Source organism: Mesorhizobium sp. RCAM 05099, from assembly GCF_059683685.1.
Genome location: NZ_CM185035.1, coordinates 2,645,654 through 2,662,412, shown reverse-complemented (window position 1 = coordinate 2,662,412; position 16,759 = coordinate 2,645,654). Strand labels below are relative to the sequence as shown.

Here is a 16,759-nt window from a genome sequence, read left to right as displayed (position 1 = left end):
CGCCTCGGACTCATTCGCGTCTTGAAGTCGACGGTCTGCACCCGGCCCCAATGGTGCCGGCGGCAATGCGCCTCAAGTCCGACATTCAGTTGAACTTTGATCGCGCCCAGAAGCGAACGCTCCGCGATTACCGCGGGATGACGGTCTATGGGGTAAAGACGGAAACTCGCCGCCAATTATGGGGGCGGCTCGCACGATACGGTGATCTGAAGGTCGTATACCCCGTCATCGTCGTCATCGTCGTCTTCAGCCGGGTTGAAGACCAGGGAAAGCTGAACTGTGAGACTGGCCCCTATTCCCTCCAGAACTTTATCCGTGTTGGCCAGCATGTCGAAGGAAGGTATCTGGATTGACGTCCGGTCAGCCGGGCTGAGGTCGTCCAGTTCGACCAACTCGAATTCGGCCGAATCGATGTACCGAACCATGTTGATCTGAGGCAGGTCGCGGAACGAATCGTCGTCGAACTCCAATTCGTCGCTGTTTGGGATATGAACGCGAAGCTGACCACCAACGCTGACATTGATCTGGATGTCATCGGAACCAGCCTCGCTTCCCAGGAAGCCGTCCGTCTCGTCGCGGCAGAAAAGGCGCGCCATCGTCCGGGCGCGGGAGCCGGCGTTGTTCGGGTTGCCGTAGAGGTAGCTGACGTTCGACTTCAGCGTGATGGTGAAGCGCTCTGCAGTAAAGCTTGGATCGCGACGTTGCGCCAGAAAATAGCCGTTCAGCGGGCGGTCATAGCCTACCTGAGAGACGACAGCAGGACCGGCATCCACTTTGTCCAATAGAGCCAAGTCGGTCGATCCGGGCTTGGAAGCGACCACGAGCAGGCCGAATGCATCCATGTCCGAATTGCTTATAGATATGGTCGAGTTGGCGTTCAGGCTGCCATCCGGCTCGGTGTCGAGCGCCGCGCAGAACCAGACCGTGTCCATCTCATCGAAATCGGGCGTGGACGGGTCATTTAGCGAGTGCGGTGCACCGACCTTGGCTTGGGCAACAAACGGCACGTTGCGCTGCAGGGGAATGGCGTCCAGGCGGCTCGTGCCAGCATAGCGATGGACGCGCACCCTGTAGCGTCGTTCGCCGCGCCGACTTGGATGGGCGATGCGGATGAGGAACGGAGCAAGTGGCAATGCGAAGCGCGTCATCTTTTCCTGGCGCGGCCCGCCTTCGTCCTGGATGCTGAATGGTTTCACCGGAACCGAAAGATTGTCGGCGGTGAAGATGTCCATCCTCACGTCGGGGCCGCCGAGCGTAAGGTCGATCGCATAGCCGCCGGGATCCTTGATGCAGATCCAGTGCATCTGGCCTTCAACGAGGAAGCCGTTGAATATCTTGTCGCCGCTTCCGATCGGCATGTTGATCTGCTCGGACGTGGCGATCGACGCGAAGGGTCGGTCAAGGTCGAGATCGATGCGGACCGGAAGATGGTCGCTAACATAGGACGTCGGATTCGTCGCGTCTGTCGCAATGTCATAGGCGATGCACATATGCTGCATCGCCCGCCGTCCGTTCAGTGGGCCACGGCCGCGCAACGCGTAGTCGAGTCGCTGGTTGTGCACCGTCATTCCCCGGTCGAACCAATCAGGCAAAGTCAGCATGCCGAGGCGCACGTCGCCCGGCGACTGTTCGTGCATCCACGAGTCGTGCAGCACCTTCGTGAAAGGGGCGCCGGGCGTGTCGAAGCGCTCGGTCCACTCCTGCCGGAAACCAGTGGTCGGATGGCTCATACCGTCGATGTTGAGGTCGCCGCACATCAGGATCTCGGCATCCTCGACGTTGCCCGTCATTGTTTTGATGAGATCGAAGGCCTGGTTGAGCTGCTTGCGGCGTATGTCCTTGTGTGCCTCGACATTGTCGGTCGCGTCGGCCTGTGTGTGGCTGTTCAGCAGATGGAATGCTTTCCCATCCTGCACGAGCTTGGCGTACAGCACTCCCTTGGAGGCGGCGGAATCGTCCCAAACCGAGTCTTCGTATTCCACGAACGCGACGATGGGGATCTTGTCCTGTCCAACAATGTCCTGCAACTCGGCTGGGACCGGTATGCCGTCGAACGGAATGCGGCTGAAAATCATCAGACCCGAGTCTTCGAACTTGCTGAAAGGGATAAGGATCAGTCCGATGACGCCTGCGACAATCGACAGCGCGGCGCCGCCGGGAATGGTCGCCGCATAGCCGGCAACACCCAAAAGCGTCGCGCACACGGTTGAAACCGAGTCACCTTGCGCCTTCTCGACGCGGAACGGGTATTTGCCCTTGAGATGCGAGATCAACGCATCGCGTCCGTCCTCGTCGAATACTTCCTGGAAGCACAAGACGTCGTAGTCCCATTCGCTGCCGAGAACCCTCTTCGAGATTAGCTTGGCGCGGTCCTCGACGTTCTCGTATGGCGTCAGGGATCCTTGCGCGCCGGCTTCCATGGCCCACGACCGCATCTGGACATTGTAGGTCAGAACTCTGATCGACGCGCTCATCTTGTCCTCAAGGTAGCTGGCAGAGGGCGGTTGGCCGGCGAATGCCGACTTGATCGAGCCTGGCATCGAGGGACACATTCCAGCCCGAGGCGTCGCGAACAACTGAGCAGAGCGCAAGCGTAGGAAGGCAGAATGCAGCCAAGGAATCCGCGCTTGTCACGGCAAGTGCCGCCGGATAGCGCAGGACATCCCCGAGGATCGTCTCCGTGATCCCGCCTGACGGCGAGGCCATGATGGATAGTCCTTCGCGTGTCAGGTCTCCCACAATGATCGTACCGTCGGGCAGCACGGCGACCGCGGCGGGATTTCGGAACGTGCCCTGCGAACTCACATCCCAAGAAGCATCGTCGAGCTGAGCAAGCTGCACGATACGCGCCGCCGCTGGATCCGCCACTACCAGCCCACCCGGTCCGTGCTGGATGCAGGCCGGACCTGCGAACCTGCCCGGCCCGACCGAGCCTGCGGCAATTTTCTGGCCGTAAGTGTGCCAACCGGTTCCGTCAAAGGCATCCATGGCGACTATTCGGAAATTGCCGGTATCGGCGACGAAAATCCGTCCCTCGTCGGAGACGGCAACTCCCATCGGGTTTTGAAACTGGCCTACCCCGGCACCCTGCGACCCGAAACTTTCCCAATTCGTGCCGTCTTCGGCGCAGGCGATGATCCGGCTTTGGCTGCGGTCGGCTGTCAACAACCGTCCGTCCGGAATGCGGGCCAAGCCATACGGAAGGCCGAAACCAGCGGGCGCCGGCACATCAGCCGGGGGATCGGACGGATTCGCCTGGAGGATTGAAACTCCTCGCCTCAGGTCGGAAACAGCAAGTCTAGCCATCTCATAATCCCAGCCGCGGTTGTTCCAGCTGCCAGTCGATGACTCTCCAGCCCTGGTTGCCATTGAATACTGCAACCAGCAAGACACCGGTGTGAAACAGCTCACTGAGACAGGCGAGACTAAATGTGCGGCTGAAGCCGATCCCAGTCAATGATGGTTGATGTCGGCGTCTTTAGGCCCTGCGTCTAGGCCCAGTTCACAGAGCCCGGTGCGCGCAGCTGGAGGTTAAGCCACGCGCGTGGTCGCTCCGAGCGTGGTCCAGCACTACTGCCTCGCCAAGCATTCGCGTTGTTTGCTGAACTTCAATGCCATCGAGCGTGTACTCGTCCCGAGCTATATACTCTGGTATGATTGCATCGCGAATAGTCCGGGACGCGATGATCCCGCTGGCACAAACACGATCATGCTTCACGTACTCCGAAAGGGGAAGATCATGTTCAAAATGCCGCTTTCCATTCTAATAGCTTGCTTTTCAATGATCTCTTGCATCGCGATGGCTCAAGACATCTCCAGCGAAGAGAAACTCACTGCCGAGGATATCGCCAAGGAGGGAATCACCAAGGAAAGACTGGCCCAGGACAACAAGCTCTTCATCACCCTCGCGACAAAATTTTTGCACTGGCAAGAACCGCAGGAGCCCTTTCACATTGCCGGGCCGCTTTATTTTGTCGGCACGCGCGGCCTGAGTTCGTTCCTTTTCGTAACGTCTCAGGGGGATATTCTGCTCAACACCGGCGATACCAAATCGGGCCCGATGATCGAGGCCTCCATCAAAAAGCTTGGCTTCAAGCCCGAAGACATCAAGATCATGATAAATGGTCACGGCCATTCGGATCACGCAGGCGGATTCGCCTACCTGAAGAAATTGTCCGATGCACAACTCGCGATCATGGAGCCAGACGTGGCAATGATCGAGGACGGCGGCAAGAGCGATTTTCACTACGGCAAGGACTGGGAAGTGATGGGACAGGACCCGGTCCACGTCGATCGCGTGTTACGTGACGGCGATCGGGTCAGCCTCGGCGACGTCACTTTGACTGGCTACAACACGCCCGGACATACCCGGGGATCGACGACTTGGATCACGCACGTCACAGAAGCAGGCAAGACTTATGAGGTTGTTTTTCCCGACGGAGGTGGCTTCAACCCCGGCTATCGTCTCGTCGGTCCGAAGGCCGATTACCCGGGAATTGCCGATGATTTCCGCCGCACGCATCATTTTCACGAGATGCTGAAACCAGACATCTGGTTTGGCTTCCATACCGAGTACTTCAACATGGAAGGCAAGCTCAAGCGCGCCGCCACCGAGGGGGTAAATGCATGGGTGGATCCCGAGGGTTATCGCGAGTTCATCGCCAGCAAGAAGCGCGCATTTGAAGATGAGGTCGATTCGGAATTGGGAGTGGCGGTCACCAAAAAATAGGGTTCAACCCAAGTCAGCTGGCCGTTTTCGTCAGCTGCGAGTCGGGTCCACCGGCCGTCAAGGATAGAATGCGGCGGCCAAAGCCGCGAATGACCCCATCTGCCGCTAGCAGGATGTCATGTTTCGACGGCTGTTTGGCGTTTGGCTTACTTCGTTCAGGACGGGGCATCGAGGGAGAAAAGGACGTCTGACTCGGTCGAGCAGTTTGTCGGCGGATCCGTTGAATGACCGAAAGAGGTCGTCAGCGGCACGGCTCCTTGTCGGTAACTTCGGCCCGGGAGCCGCCAGTCCGCCTTCGTGCCCAAAGGCGACATCAGAACATCTGCTCGTCAATGACCGCTTCTGGCACAAAGCAGATTTTGGCGCTGCATTTGCCGTTTGCCACGGCTTGAGGGTATTTTCCTGTTATCCCTCACAGTGCCAAACTCCCCTGCTCCACCTCCCCGGCATTGGGATCGCCCGGTGCTGTCGCCCAGGCGAGTTCCACCAGCGTCACGGTGCGCCTTCCGGTCCCGTCTAGCTGGCAGACGATGAGGCCCTGCTCCTCGATATAGGTCAAGAGGCGCCGGGCGCGGCGCAGCGAGTGCGAGCCATAGGCGCGGGCGATGGCGGCGTCGCTCGGGCATGGCCAGCCTTCCTTCGCCGCGCGCGCGATCATCATGAACACGCCCTGCATGTCGTCGGGCAGCAGCGAGGCGCGCACCGAGACGTCCTGCCGGGCGTCATCGCCCGCTGTCATGTCGGAGCCCAGCCCGGCGCGGGCGCGCGTCAGCATGCGGCGGAACTCCGGCAGGTCAGGCACCACCGAGGCCAAGCCCTCGATGCGGCAGCGGACCACGAACTCCTGATAGAGCACGCCGATCACCCGAAAACCCGCGTCGGGCTGCGCCAGGATGGCGCGCAGGACACGGTCGACGCGCTCACGCCGCTCTGCCAGGTCCTCGGCGCTGATTTGCGGCTCCGCCGGTTCGGGGCGGATTTCCAGCGCCGCCGACTTGGCCGCCATCAGCTGATCGAGCAGGTCCGGCGACGACCGGCGCTGCGCCCGCACGGTTTCGGGCGGCGGGGCGGCCAGGATGATCGCGCGCGCGTCCTCTAGCGCTGACTCCGGCATCGCCATCAGGCGCGGCGTGCCATTGCGCGGGCTTGTATCGGTCGGGCCGATGCGCAAGCCCAATGGACGGCGCGACAGCGCCGGGCCGAGCGCCATGAACTGCCCGCGCTCCAGGTCACGAAATGCCTCCGCCTGCCGCCGCTCCATGCCCAGAAGGTCGGCCGCGCGCGCCATGTCGATATCGAGGAAGGTGCGGCCCATCAGGAAATTGGAAGCCTCGGCGGCGACATTCTTGGCGAGCTTGGCCAGCCGCTGGGTGGCGATGATGCCGGCAAGCCCGCGTTTGCGGCCACGGCACATCAGATTGGTCATGGCGCCGAGCGAGAGTTTGCGCGCTTCGTCCGAAACCTCGCCGGCCACCGCCGGCGCGAACAGCTGCGCCTCGTCCACCACCACCAGCATCGGGTACCAGTGGTCGCGCGCGACCTCGAACAGGCCGCCGAGGAAGGCAGCGGCGCGCCGCATCTGGTTCTCGGCGTCGAGCCCCTCGAGGTTGAGCACGGTGGAGACGCGATGGATGCGCGCCCGCTCGCCGGCGCTCTGCAGGCCGCGCTCGGTATGCTCCTCGGCATCGATCACCAGATGGCCGTAACGGTCGCCCAGCGAGACGAAGTCACCTTCGGGGTCGATGATGGTCTGCTGCACCCAGGGGGCGCTCTGTTCCAGGAGACGCCGCAGCAGATGCGATTTGCCGGATCCCGAATTGCCCTGCACCAGAAGGCGGGTCGCCAGCAGTTCCTCGAGATCCAGGGTCGCCGGGGCGCCGGCGGTCGTGTGTCCCATCTCGATCGCAACGGTCATGTCTCGACTCAAGGCTCCTTCGCCCACGGACTTATCAACCCCAGGATAGCCCGTCGAGCACCGATGCCCGCCTGCCCGGTGTTGCGCACAGCTCCAATGGCGTCTGCCGGTCTGGATTGTCGGCAAGTCGCTTGCCAGACTGGTTATCCAGAGCGCTCGCCCAGGCTCGAATTCTCACCATCACCCTTTTTCGAACGCCAGCGCCGTCCCTCATCGCCCTGCCGGGCACTTCTCCCCGTATAGTGACGGGGAGAAGGGGCTCGCCGCAACGCTGGCGCCCTGCTTGCAACGCTGGTGATTGGCGAAACCGGCGATGACGGTGCCCCTCTCCCCGTCACTATACGGGGAGAGGATGCCGGCAGGCAGGTGAGGGGCGGCGCCAAGATCGGCAATTGACGACCTCCCTCACGAACTGGAAAACGATTGCCTGGAAGCAACCCACATCCGTCATTGAGCCGCCACTTTGTGCCGGTTAGCATGGGCTGGGCTTATCGGGGTTGTGCATGGCGGGCTGGCATCGCGTCACCGTTTTCGCGGCATTGCTGCTGATGCAGCTGCTGCTGGCATGGCCGGCGTCCGCTGAAGACGCCAGGCCGTTGCACGGCGTGGCGCTGGTCGTCGGCGAGTCCAGATACGAGTCCCTGCCCGCGCTTCCCAACCCGGCCAACGACGCGCGTGCCGTCGCCCAGTTGCTCGGCAGTCTCGGCTTCGAGGTCAGCTCGATCCCCGATGGCGACGGTCCCCGCCTGGCGCGTGGCCTGAAACACTTCGTCGAGGACGCGGCCGGCGCCGATGTCGCACTGCTCTATTATTCCGGCCATGGCATCGAGGCCGGCGGCGAAAACTATCTTGTCCCCGTCGAAGCGGACGCCTCCTCGCTTTCCGATCCGGCGAACCGGCTGGTTCCCGTCTCGGCCTTGCTGGCCCAGCTCAAGGCCAGCGTGCCGGTGGCGATCGTGCTGCTCGACGCCTGCCGCACCAATCCGTTTCCGCCGGGCGCGATGCTTGCCGCCCCGTCCGGCGCGGCCCTCGTCGCCGCCGCCGGGCTCGATCTGGCGCGCGGCGCCGCACCGCTGGCCGATGCATCCGGCGCAGCGCAAAGCCTGGGCGAGGTGATCGGTTTCGCCGCCGAGCCCGGCCATGCGGCGCTCGATGGCGAGCCCGGCGGCAACAGCCCCTATGCCGCCGCCTTGCTGAAACATCTCGCCGCCGGCGGCTTCGCTTTCGGCGATGTCATGACCATGGTCGCCGAGGAGGTCTATGTGAAGACCGGCGGCCGGCAGTTGCCATGGACCAATGCCAGCCTGCGGCGCCTGCTCTATTTCGGCCAGGCGCCGGAAGAGACCGGCGGCGACGAGGCCTCGATCCGCTCCGAGCGGCGCAAGCTGCTGCTGACCATCGCCGCGACACCGGCCGAGCAGCGCTCCATGGTCGAGACGGTGGCAGCACAGAATGAAGTGCCGCTCGACCAGCTCTACGGCATGCTGGGCGCCCTGCGGGTCGACACATCGGCCGGACCCGGCGATCTGCAGGCGCAGCTCGCGGCGGGCGCCCAGAAGCTGCGCGAAATCCTCACCCAGCACGACACCGAAACCAGGCAGGATCCGGAATTGATTCGGCTTTCCGGCCTTGCCGACCGCGCGCAATCGGAAGGCGCGATCCAGCTTGCGCTGACCTTCCGCGCCAGGGCCAGCGTCCGCGCCGAGGAGATCGACAAGCAGCTCGACGAGGCCGAGGCCAACATCAGGCAGCGGCGGCTGGAACTGGCCGACACCTTCGCCGACCATGCCCGCACCGCAATCCTGAATTTCGACTATCGCACCGCCGCCCGGCGCTACGAGGACGCCTTCCGCCAGGCCGAGCGCTGGGATCCGAAGACCGCCTTCATCTACAAGATCTTCGAGGCCGACGCGCTGACCGACCAGGGCATGATCAAGGGCGAGAACGCGGCGCTGTCGGAGGCGGTCGACGTCTATGAAGCGGCCAAGCTGCTGCCCGGCGTCACCGTCTTCACCGGCGGCCCGGCGGGCGTCGCCATCAACGAGGGCATCACGCTGACGGCGCTCGCCGCGCGCGAAAACGGCACGGCGCGTGTCGAGCAGGCGATCAAGGTCTACGAGGACGCGCTTGATATCTTCACCCGCAAGCGCACGCCGGTGCTGTGGGCCACCGTGCTGATCAATCTCGGCAACGCCTATGACCTGATGGGCCAGCGCGCCGGCGGCACGGCCTATTATGCCAAGGCCATGGAGGTCTTCCGTCAGGCAACGAAGGTCTACACGAAGAAGACCAATCCCGACGAATGGGCGGGACTGCAAAACAACATCGGCAACGAGTTCACCGCCCTTGGCGATGCCGGTGATGCCCGAAAGAACTACACCGCCGCGATCGAGGCCTTTCACGCCGCGCTCACCGTCTGGACCCGCGACAAGGTGCCGATGCAGTGGGCCATGGCCCTGGGCAACCTCGCGGTCTCCTTGCAGAAGCTCGGCGACATCGCGGACGACACGGAGAAACTGGAAGCATCGCGGGCCGCCTTTCAGGACGTACTGGAGTTCCGCACCCGGCAAACGCAGCCGGTCGACTGGGCCAACACGCAGAACAATCTCGGCTCCGTGCTCCTGTCGCTCGGCCAGCGCGGCAAGTGCCCCGACTGTTTCACGCAGGCCATCGCTGCCTTCGACAAGGCGCATGAGGTGATCACCCGCAAGCTGGATCCCTTCACCTGGGCGACCATCACCTACAACCAGGGCCGTGCCTACCGCTTCATCGGCGATGCCGAAAACAGCGTGCCGCTCTACCGCAAGGCACTGGAACGGATGGACCTCGCGCTCACCGAACTGACGCGCGACAAGTCGCCGGTCATCTGGGGCAAGACGCATTCGGTGCGCGGTGAGATCCTGCTCGCCATTGGCACAAGAACGCACGACAGAGCGAGCCTGCTGGCGGCCCGCGACGCCTTCATCTCCGCCCGCGACATCTTCCGCGAGCAGCATTACTCATCCGGCTTCGAGGGCTTTTACCGGAAGGAACTCGACCTCGTGGAGCAGCAACTCGCCCAGGCGAAATGAACCGGACGGCAACGCCGGCCCGTGCAAGGCCTGTGGATAGTAACCAGATGTTTACCATGGGCCGGCGTTTCGATTGAAGGCATCCGGCATCCGCGTAGCCTGACCCTGCATCACCCCCCAATGTGATGCGTCCCCAACGCCCCCAATGGCGGCCGGCGCCTTCAAGTTCTCTCCATTCAGTATGCGCCGGTCGCCACCCCTGGTTCTTCTCGCGCGGCAACAGCCAGCTTCACGGTGCCTGTCGAGCCCCGGCGCTGGATCCGCCAACTGAAACCCGTCTACTGGCGCAAAGCCGGGGTTGACCGGCCCGGATCGCGAGGCGACACTTCACCCGAAGAGCACTTCCGGGGATGCCCATGGCTGGCCTGGACTTGCCCGACGCGCAGGCGCGAGGAGGAATTGCGATGGACGAGCCCGAACGGTGGCGCCACATGTCGACGGCGCCGAGGGATGGCAGCCGCATCCTGGTCACGGTTCGTCCGTCCGAACAGGGGCCGGCGGAAGTCGATCTCGCCTACTGGTCGCGCGGCGACCAGTTCGCAAGCGAAGGCTGGCGCGCGTCGGATTCCTCACCCGGACGCGTCATCGAATACGCCGAGCCGGAGCTGAAATGCTGGATGCCGCTGCCCACGGCCAACCTCAGCCGCGCCTCGATGCCGGCGCCTTGGCAAGGCGACGACGCCCAGCAACTCGACGGCTCGGGGATTTAAGGGGCCGCGAGGCCAACCGCCATGGCTGAAGATTAGCGAAAAGGACGAAGCGCCGATCTCCCCACGTGGGGAGATCGGCGCTTCGTCGCCGGTTCCCTCAGAACAAGAACGAAGCCGTGGCGGGGTCCGCTCCGACGCGGCCGGTGGCTGAATCCATGCCGCGGATGAGCGCCAGGTCCTGCGCGTCCAGCTCGAAATCGAAGACGTCGAAATTGGCGGCGATACGATCCTGGTGGATCGACTTTGGAATGACGATCAACCCTTGCTGAAGGTGCCAGCGGATGATCGTCTGCGCGACGGATTTGCCGTGTTTCCTGGCAATGCCTGATAGGGTCGGGTCGCTCAGCAGCCTGCCGCTGCCCAGCGGGCTCCAGCTTTCGGTATGGATGCCGTGCCGGGCGTGGAACTCCCTGATGCCGCGCTGCTGGAACCGGGGATGCAGCTCGATCTGGTTGACGACGGGCGTGACGCCGGTCTCGCTGATGATCCGCTCCAGATGGTCCTGGTTGAAATTCGAAACGCCGATCGACCTGATGCGACCGGCCTGCTTCAGCTCGATGAGGGTCTTCCACGCCTCGACATATTTGTCCTGGCTGGGCACCGGCCAGTGGATCAGGAACAGGTCGAGCTGCTCGATGCCAAGCTTTTTCATCGTCTCGTCGAAGGCCTTGCGAGCAGCATCGGGCTGGTGCGCGCCATTGCGCAGTTTCGAGGTGATGAACAGTTCGCCTCGCGGCACGCCGGCGGTCCGGATCGCCTCCCCGACCCCTTCCTCGTTCTGGTAGCCCTCGGCGGTGTCGATCAGGCGGTAACCTGCCTCGATCCCCCAGCGCATCACCTGGGCGGTGATGGCTTGATCGACCTGCCAGACGCCAAGGCCGAGTTGAGGAATGGTGGCGCCGTCGTTCAACGCAATCTGTTCGGGCATGGTCAGGTCCTTCTGCAATGATGTCTCGGGGCGCGGTCCGCCCGGTGCAGAACCTAACTAGGTGCGAGGTGGTCGGATGGCCAGCCATCGAGGGACATTTGTCTGCCGGCGATATGATGCAAGGTTGCGTGGAGCACCAACTTGCGCCATCGTCACCGGCGCCACGCCCTCACCTCGGCCGCCGCACCGCCCGCACCACCCCTACCGATCCGCCACCGCAGAAGAGCCGGTCGCCGCCGTCGGATTCCAGCCCCGAGACGCCCATGCCAGCCGGCATGTCCAGCGTCTCCAGAACCTTGCCGGTTTGCGGGTCGACGCGGCGCAGGTCGCTGTCATCGCCTTCCCAGGTGGCGTGCCACAGCTCGCCATCGACCCAGGTCACCCCGGTGACGAAACGGTTGGATTCGATGGTGCGCAGAATTGCCCCGGTCTCGGGGTCGATCTGGTGGATCTTGCGCTCGCGGTACTGCCCCACCCACAGCGTCCCTTCGGCCCAGGTCAGCCCGGAGTCGCGGCCGCCGCCGGGCGCCGGGATCGTGGAAAGCACCTCGCCCGTGTCAGGATCAATCTTCTGGATGCGATCATTGGCGAGCTGGAAGAGATGCCTGCCATCATAGGCCGTGCCGGCGTGTGCTGCCACATCGATCGAGCGCAGCGACTGTCCGCTTGCGGGATCGAAGGCATTCAGCCTGTCACCCGAGGCAAACCAGACGTTCTTGCCATCAAAGCTTACGCCACCGACCCGCTCCACGCCGGGAAACGGTCCATACTCCCGCAGGATTTCGGCCGCTGAATGTTTCATGTCTTGATCCTCAAACCGTGTTGGTCGTGCCCCTTTCTAACCATTCGGCAGCGGTGCGGGGAGTAACAAGGTGGTCGTGAATCCCACCACCGGAGGCGTCATCCAGCGGCGCGCCCGCCCGTGGCCGAACGACTGCACCTTGCCGGTTTCGCAAAGCTGCTCGAGCGCCCGCTGCACGCTGCGCTGGCCGGTTCCAAGCGCCAGCGCCAGCGCCGAGCTCGACCAGGATTCACCATCGGCGAGCAAGGCGAGCACCGCCGCGTGCCGCTCTTCGATCGGCCGCGCCAGCACCGCCACCTCGCCGGCCTGGCGCGGCGCCAGCGCGAAGCCGCGCTTGGTCGCGCCGATGTCGGCCAACGTCCGCAACTCGGCGCGCAGCCTGCCGATCTCGACCCGCAACCTGGCGCGATGCGATTCATCGGCGTGCTTGCCGCCAAAGGCCCGCGCCACGAGTTCCTCTCTCGACACATCGCCCGGCCACGCTTCTGCGAGCGTGCGCGCCAGCGCGAACAGCACCGGGCGCGTTGCCAGTGAGATCATCGTTTCGCCGCTGCGCACGGCATAGCGAAAGCTATCGACGACCAACCCCGGCGACGCCTGCAGCGCCTCGACCTCCTCGAGCAGCAGCGGGCGCTGCTGGCCGCGCGCGATCAGCCGCGCCGCCGGCGTGTCCAGCGCCAGGAACGCACTGTCGACCTCCGCCATGAGGCCGGCAATGCCGGCCCGGCGGGCGGCGTGGCGTGCCCACTCCAGTGCCGTGCGCGCCGTCTTCGTCTTGAGCCGCCGCATCGCGATGCCGGCGACGGCCAGTTCGTGCGCGGCCCTCGAGGCCGGCGGAAGCGGCGCGGGATCGAGCCCGGCCAGCACGTGCTCGGCCTCGTCGAGCCGCCCGATCAAGAGCAGCCGCCGCACCTTGAGGTGGCCGGCATGCGCGGCGTTCAGCCGGTCGCCATGCTTTTCCAGCGTTGTCCGCGCCGCGTCGAGCGCCCTGGCCGGCCAGCCGAGGTCACGCGAGACCAGCGCGATCTCGGCCTCGGCGACGACGCATCGGGCGCGCGCCACCGCCTCTTTCGGGCCAAAGGCGCGCGCGGCCCGCCGCAGCAGCGCCTTGGCGCGTTCGAGGTCGCCGAGCTGCGCCATGGCGATGCCGCGCAGCGCCAGCGCCGGCGCATCGTCGCGCAAGGCGACGCGGTCGAGGGCGCCGAGCGGATCGCCCGCCGCCAGTGCCATGCCTGCCGCCGTGATCAGCGAGTCCATTCAAATCCCGTCACACTTGTAACTCCCACCCCCGCGCCGCGCCGCCCTAGCTTAAGCCAGCACCGTCAACCAGCAAGCCGTGCTGGCAACCGACGGCGCGCCAAAGGAGAAGAAGATGAATAGTTCAGCCGATCTGCCCCTCGACGCGACAATAGACGCGGCCAAGCACGCCGGGCGCCACCCCTGCTGTGGCGACGATTCAAATCCCGTCACACTTGTAACTCCCACCGCTCAGCCTCACCGCCCTACCCTACCTCACGACCAGCAAGCAGCAACACGTCGCGACGGCGCGACGGCAAACTGACAAGGAGACGACCAATGACCAAGCACGTCACGATGAAGACCCCACCGATCGTTTCACGGCAGGCGTGGGAGGCCGCGCGCGAAGAACTGCTCGTGAAGGAGAAGGCGACGCTGCGCGCCAAGGACGCGCTCGCCGCCGAGCGCCGGCGCATGCCATGGATGGAAGTTGACAAGGCCTATGTATTCGAGGGCCCCAATGGCAAGGCGAGCCTGCTTGACCTGTTCGAAGGCCGCCGCCAGCTGATCGTCTACCGCGCCTTCTTCGAACCCGGCGTGTATGGCTGGCCCGATCATGCCTGCCGCGGCTGCTCGCTCGGCGCTGACCAGGTCGGCCATCTCGCCCATCTCAACGCCCGCGACACCACGCTCGCCTACGCCTCGCGTGCCCCGCAGGCTGACATCGTACGGCTGAAGAAGCGCATGGGCTGGGAGATGCCCTGGTACACCATCACCGACAGCTTCGACAAAGACTTCGGCGTCGACGAATGGCACGGCCACAACGTGTTCTTCCATGACGGCGACCGCATCTTCCGCACCTATTTTATCAACAGCCGTGGCGACGAGGCGATGGGCACGGTCTGGAGCTATCTCGACGCCACCCCGCTCGGCCGCCAGGAGCTCTGGGAGGACTCGCCCGAAGGCTATCCGCAGACCCCTCTCTACTCGTGGTGGAACTGGCACGACAACTACGACGCCGGGGCCGACAAGAAATGGGCCGAGGTGTCGGCTGCCGGCGAAGCCGCGTTCCGGGACAAGGGTGAGTAAGAAGGACTGGCGCCTATCCAGCTTGGGTTCCTCGCCCCACGGAGTGGGGAGAGGTGGCTCGGCGAAGCCGAGACGGAGAGGGGCCGCGCCCTACGAGAGCCCCCTCTCCGGCCGCTACGCGGCCACCTTGCCGGGGCGAGCCACGGGTCTCGCCCGTCCTTTGGACCCCCCGCCTTTGGCAGGGGCGAGGAACCCTAGTTCTGACGGGTCGCAACCATCAAGGAAAAAGACGATGAGCAATATCCAAACAAGCGCCGGCGGCGCGACCCCTGAAAACACCGCCCTCGGCATCGCCGACTGGCTGTGCCTCGCGGCGGCACCCACCTTCGCCGTGATGGCGCTGCTCTCCTGTCTTCAGGGTGGCGACGCCGCCATGCTGTGCATGGGCGCCAATGCCTCGCCGCTCACCGGCATGGCGGCGATGTATCTCCTGATGAGTGCCTTCCACCTGGCGCCCTGGCTGCGCGTGATGTCCGGCCGGCAATAGCGGCCGCGCCATCCGATCCGGAAACAATCCATCAGCAACAGCTAATTGACAGTCTGGAAGAAACGGCGCTGACTGGAACGCATAGGTGGATCGCAGCATCAGGCGGGCGACATCGACCGCCGGCGTCACCTTGGGGAGGATGCCATGCCAACTGTCATTGGCCATCACAACATCACGAAAGATAGCAAGCACTGGCTCGGTTCACCCAAGCGCAAGGAGCTTTTCGGCGCGCTTGGGATCACCAACATCCGCACGTTCGTCGATCCGCAGAACCCGAAGCGGGTGGCCGTGATGATGGACGTTCCGGACATGGACAAGATGGCCGCGCTGATGCAGACCAAGGCAGCCGCCGACGCGATGGCCCACGATGGCGTGGTGCCGGAATCGCTGGTGATCCTGGTCGAAGAGAAGGGGTAGCTGCTCCGGCTCGCTGTTCCCCCGTTCGGCGGTGGACCTAATGCAGATGCCTGAGCTTGTCGGGGTTGCGCATCACGTAGATTGCCGCGATCTTTCCGTTCTCGATTTCGAGCGCGGTCGTTTGCAGTTCGCCATCGGCTTCCAGCGTGATGAAGCCGGGCAATCCGTTGACGAAACCAAGGCGGACGAGTTTTGAGCCGTTCTCCTGGAGCCAGGCCGCCACACGCTCATATTGGGTCATGACGGCATCGTGGCCCAGGACCACTTCCATGGCTGCCGGACGCTTGCCACCGCCATCGGCATGGGCGCTGACATCGGCCGTCAACATCGCTCCGAGCGCCTTCATGTCGCCGCTGCGCGAGGCGGCGAAAAAGGCCTCGGCAAGCGCGAGGCCTTGCTGCTTTTCCACCTTGAAACGAGGCCGCGCCTCGCGGACATGGGTGCGCGCGCGGGCAGCGAGCTGGCGACACGCGGCGGGTTCGCGCTGGATGGCGACCGCGACCTCCTCAAATCCCAGCCCGAACACATCGTGCAGCAGGAAGGCTGCCCGTTCGAGCGGAGAAAGACGCTCCAGCACAAGCAGCAGCGGCAAGGTGACGTCTTCCTCGTCGTCCTCTTCCACGACGGGATCGGGAAGCCAGGGACCGACGTAGCTCTCGCGCTGGCGTCGAGCGGATTTGAGCTGGTCGAGGCAGAGCCGGGTGACCGTGCGGCGCAGGAACGCCTCGGGCTCGCGCACCTCGCCGCGGTCGGTCCTCATCCAGCGGATGAAGGCCTCGTGCACCATGTCTTCGGCGTCCGCCACGGAGCCGAGCATGCGGTAGGCAACACGCATGAGCTTTGGACGCAGCGGCTCGAAATTCGCTGCTGCGTCCTCGAATCCCGCATTCGCCGTCAAGCGGCGGCCGCCTTGGCAGCGGACCTTATCGCCGCCGGATCGGCCCAGCCACCGAAACCAACCGCGAGGCGGTTGTAGCCGTTGATAACGTTGATCATCAACGTCAGCTTGACCTGCTCTTCCGGCGTGAACTCGGCCTTCAGGGCTTCATAGGCACTTTCATGCGTATGTCCTTCGCAGAGCCGCGTCAGCGCCTCGGTCCAGCCGAGCGCGGCGCGTTCACGATCGGTATAGCAAGGGGCCTCGCGCCAGGCCGACAGCAAATAGATGCGCTGCTCGGTTTCTCCATCTTCGCGGGCAAACACGGTGTGCATGTTGAGGCAGTTGGCGCAGCCGTTGATCTGGGACGCGCGAATCTTCACCAGTTCGCTCAGGCTGGGCTCGAGGCTTGAGGAAATGGCAAAGGATGCGCGTTGCCATTCCTTCATCAGCGAGGGGGCGGCGGCGAAGAGATCAAGTTTGGCGGTCATGATTGGC

The 16,759-nt window shown here is 64.1% G+C and carries 14 protein-coding genes; 6 read left to right on the top strand and 8 right to left on the bottom strand.

Annotated elements, in window-relative coordinates; translation table 11 throughout:
• Positions 1–176: 176 nt before the first annotated feature.
• On the bottom strand, positions 177–2,540 hold the full coding sequence (locus AC56QQ_RS13120) for an endonuclease/exonuclease/phosphatase family protein (RefSeq protein ID WP_497127728.1): 2,364 nt from the start codon (positions 2,538–2,540) through the stop codon (positions 177–179).
• On the bottom strand, positions 2,482–3,306 hold the full coding sequence (locus tag AC56QQ_RS13115; RefSeq protein WP_497127726.1) for an NHL repeat-containing protein: 825 nt from the start codon (positions 3,304–3,306) through the stop codon (positions 2,482–2,484). Before AC56QQ_RS13115 ends, AC56QQ_RS13120 begins: the two co-directional genes overlap by 59 nt.
• A 433-nt stretch (positions 3,307–3,739) precedes the next feature.
• On the opposite strand from AC56QQ_RS13115, the gene bla reads away from it, so the two are divergent.
• On the top strand, positions 3,740–4,729 hold the full coding sequence (gene bla / locus AC56QQ_RS13110) for a subclass B3 metallo-beta-lactamase (protein WP_497127724.1): 990 nt from the start codon (positions 3,740–3,742) through the stop codon (positions 4,727–4,729).
• A 412-nt stretch (positions 4,730–5,141) separates the two neighbouring features.
• Here the strand turns inward: bla and AC56QQ_RS13105 are convergent, their stop codons facing one another.
• Positions 5,142–6,644: a helicase HerA domain-containing protein gene (locus tag AC56QQ_RS13105; protein ID WP_497127722.1), complete on the bottom strand. Its 1,503-nt coding sequence runs from the start codon at positions 6,642–6,644 to the stop codon at positions 5,142–5,144.
• Positions 6,645–7,147: 503 nt separating this feature from the next.
• Between AC56QQ_RS13105 and AC56QQ_RS13100 the strand changes: the two genes are divergently transcribed.
• Complete coding sequence (locus AC56QQ_RS13100; RefSeq protein WP_497127720.1) at positions 7,148–9,715, top strand: caspase family protein; 2,568 nt, start codon at positions 7,148–7,150, stop codon at positions 9,713–9,715.
• Positions 9,716–10,119: 404 nt separating this feature from the next.
• The gene (locus AC56QQ_RS13095) at positions 10,120–10,425 is read left to right on the top strand and encodes a hypothetical protein (protein WP_091581511.1); all 306 of its coding nucleotides are present in this window, start codon (positions 10,120–10,122) and stop codon (positions 10,423–10,425) included.
• Between the two features lie 97 nt (positions 10,426–10,522).
• Here AC56QQ_RS13095 and AC56QQ_RS13090 read toward each other — a convergent pair whose 3' ends face one another.
• From AC56QQ_RS13090 to AC56QQ_RS13080, 3 genes are all read right to left on the bottom strand, one after another.
• Positions 10,523–11,353 carry an aldo/keto reductase gene (locus tag AC56QQ_RS13090; protein ID WP_497127718.1) on the bottom strand — a complete coding sequence of 277 codons (831 nt, stop codon included), beginning with the start codon at positions 11,351–11,353 and terminating at the stop codon, positions 10,523–10,525.
• Between the two features lie 169 nt (positions 11,354–11,522).
• Positions 11,523–12,155 carry a Vgb family protein gene (locus AC56QQ_RS13085; RefSeq protein WP_497100951.1) on the bottom strand — a complete coding sequence of 211 codons (633 nt, stop codon included), beginning with the start codon at positions 12,153–12,155 and terminating at the stop codon, positions 11,523–11,525.
• Positions 12,156–12,191: 36 nt separating this feature from the next.
• Positions 12,192–13,412, bottom strand: coding sequence for a helix-turn-helix domain-containing protein (locus AC56QQ_RS13080; protein ID WP_489862336.1), 1,221 nt, complete (start codon positions 13,410–13,412; stop codon positions 12,192–12,194).
• Between the two features lie 318 nt (positions 13,413–13,730).
• Here AC56QQ_RS13080 and AC56QQ_RS13075 point away from each other — a divergent pair, with 318 nt between their 5' ends.
• From AC56QQ_RS13075 to AC56QQ_RS13065, 3 genes are all read left to right on the top strand, one after another.
• The gene (locus AC56QQ_RS13075; RefSeq protein ID WP_497127716.1) at positions 13,731–14,480 is read left to right on the top strand and encodes a DUF899 domain-containing protein; all 750 of its coding nucleotides are present in this window, start codon (positions 13,731–13,733) and stop codon (positions 14,478–14,480) included.
• Between the two features lie 232 nt (positions 14,481–14,712).
• Positions 14,713–14,967: a hypothetical protein gene (locus AC56QQ_RS13070; RefSeq protein ID WP_497127714.1), complete on the top strand. Its 255-nt coding sequence runs from the start codon at positions 14,713–14,715 to the stop codon at positions 14,965–14,967.
• Between the two features lie 144 nt (positions 14,968–15,111).
• Positions 15,112–15,384 carry a hypothetical protein gene (locus AC56QQ_RS13065; RefSeq protein WP_489862339.1) on the top strand — a complete coding sequence of 91 codons (273 nt, stop codon included), beginning with the start codon at positions 15,112–15,114 and terminating at the stop codon, positions 15,382–15,384.
• 37 nt (positions 15,385–15,421) lie between these two features.
• Here the strand turns inward: AC56QQ_RS13065 and AC56QQ_RS13060 are convergent, their stop codons facing one another.
• Both AC56QQ_RS13060 and AC56QQ_RS13055 read right to left on the bottom strand, forming a co-directional pair.
• Entirely contained in the window at positions 15,422–16,219 is a 798-nt protein-coding gene (locus AC56QQ_RS13060; protein ID WP_497128982.1) for a sigma-70 family RNA polymerase sigma factor, read from the bottom strand.
• Positions 16,220–16,278: 59 nt separating this feature from the next.
• Positions 16,279–16,752 (bottom strand): carboxymuconolactone decarboxylase family protein, encoded by a 474-nt coding sequence (locus tag AC56QQ_RS13055; protein ID WP_489863490.1) that lies wholly within the window; start codon positions 16,750–16,752, stop codon positions 16,279–16,281.
• Positions 16,753–16,759: the final 7 nt, after the last annotated feature.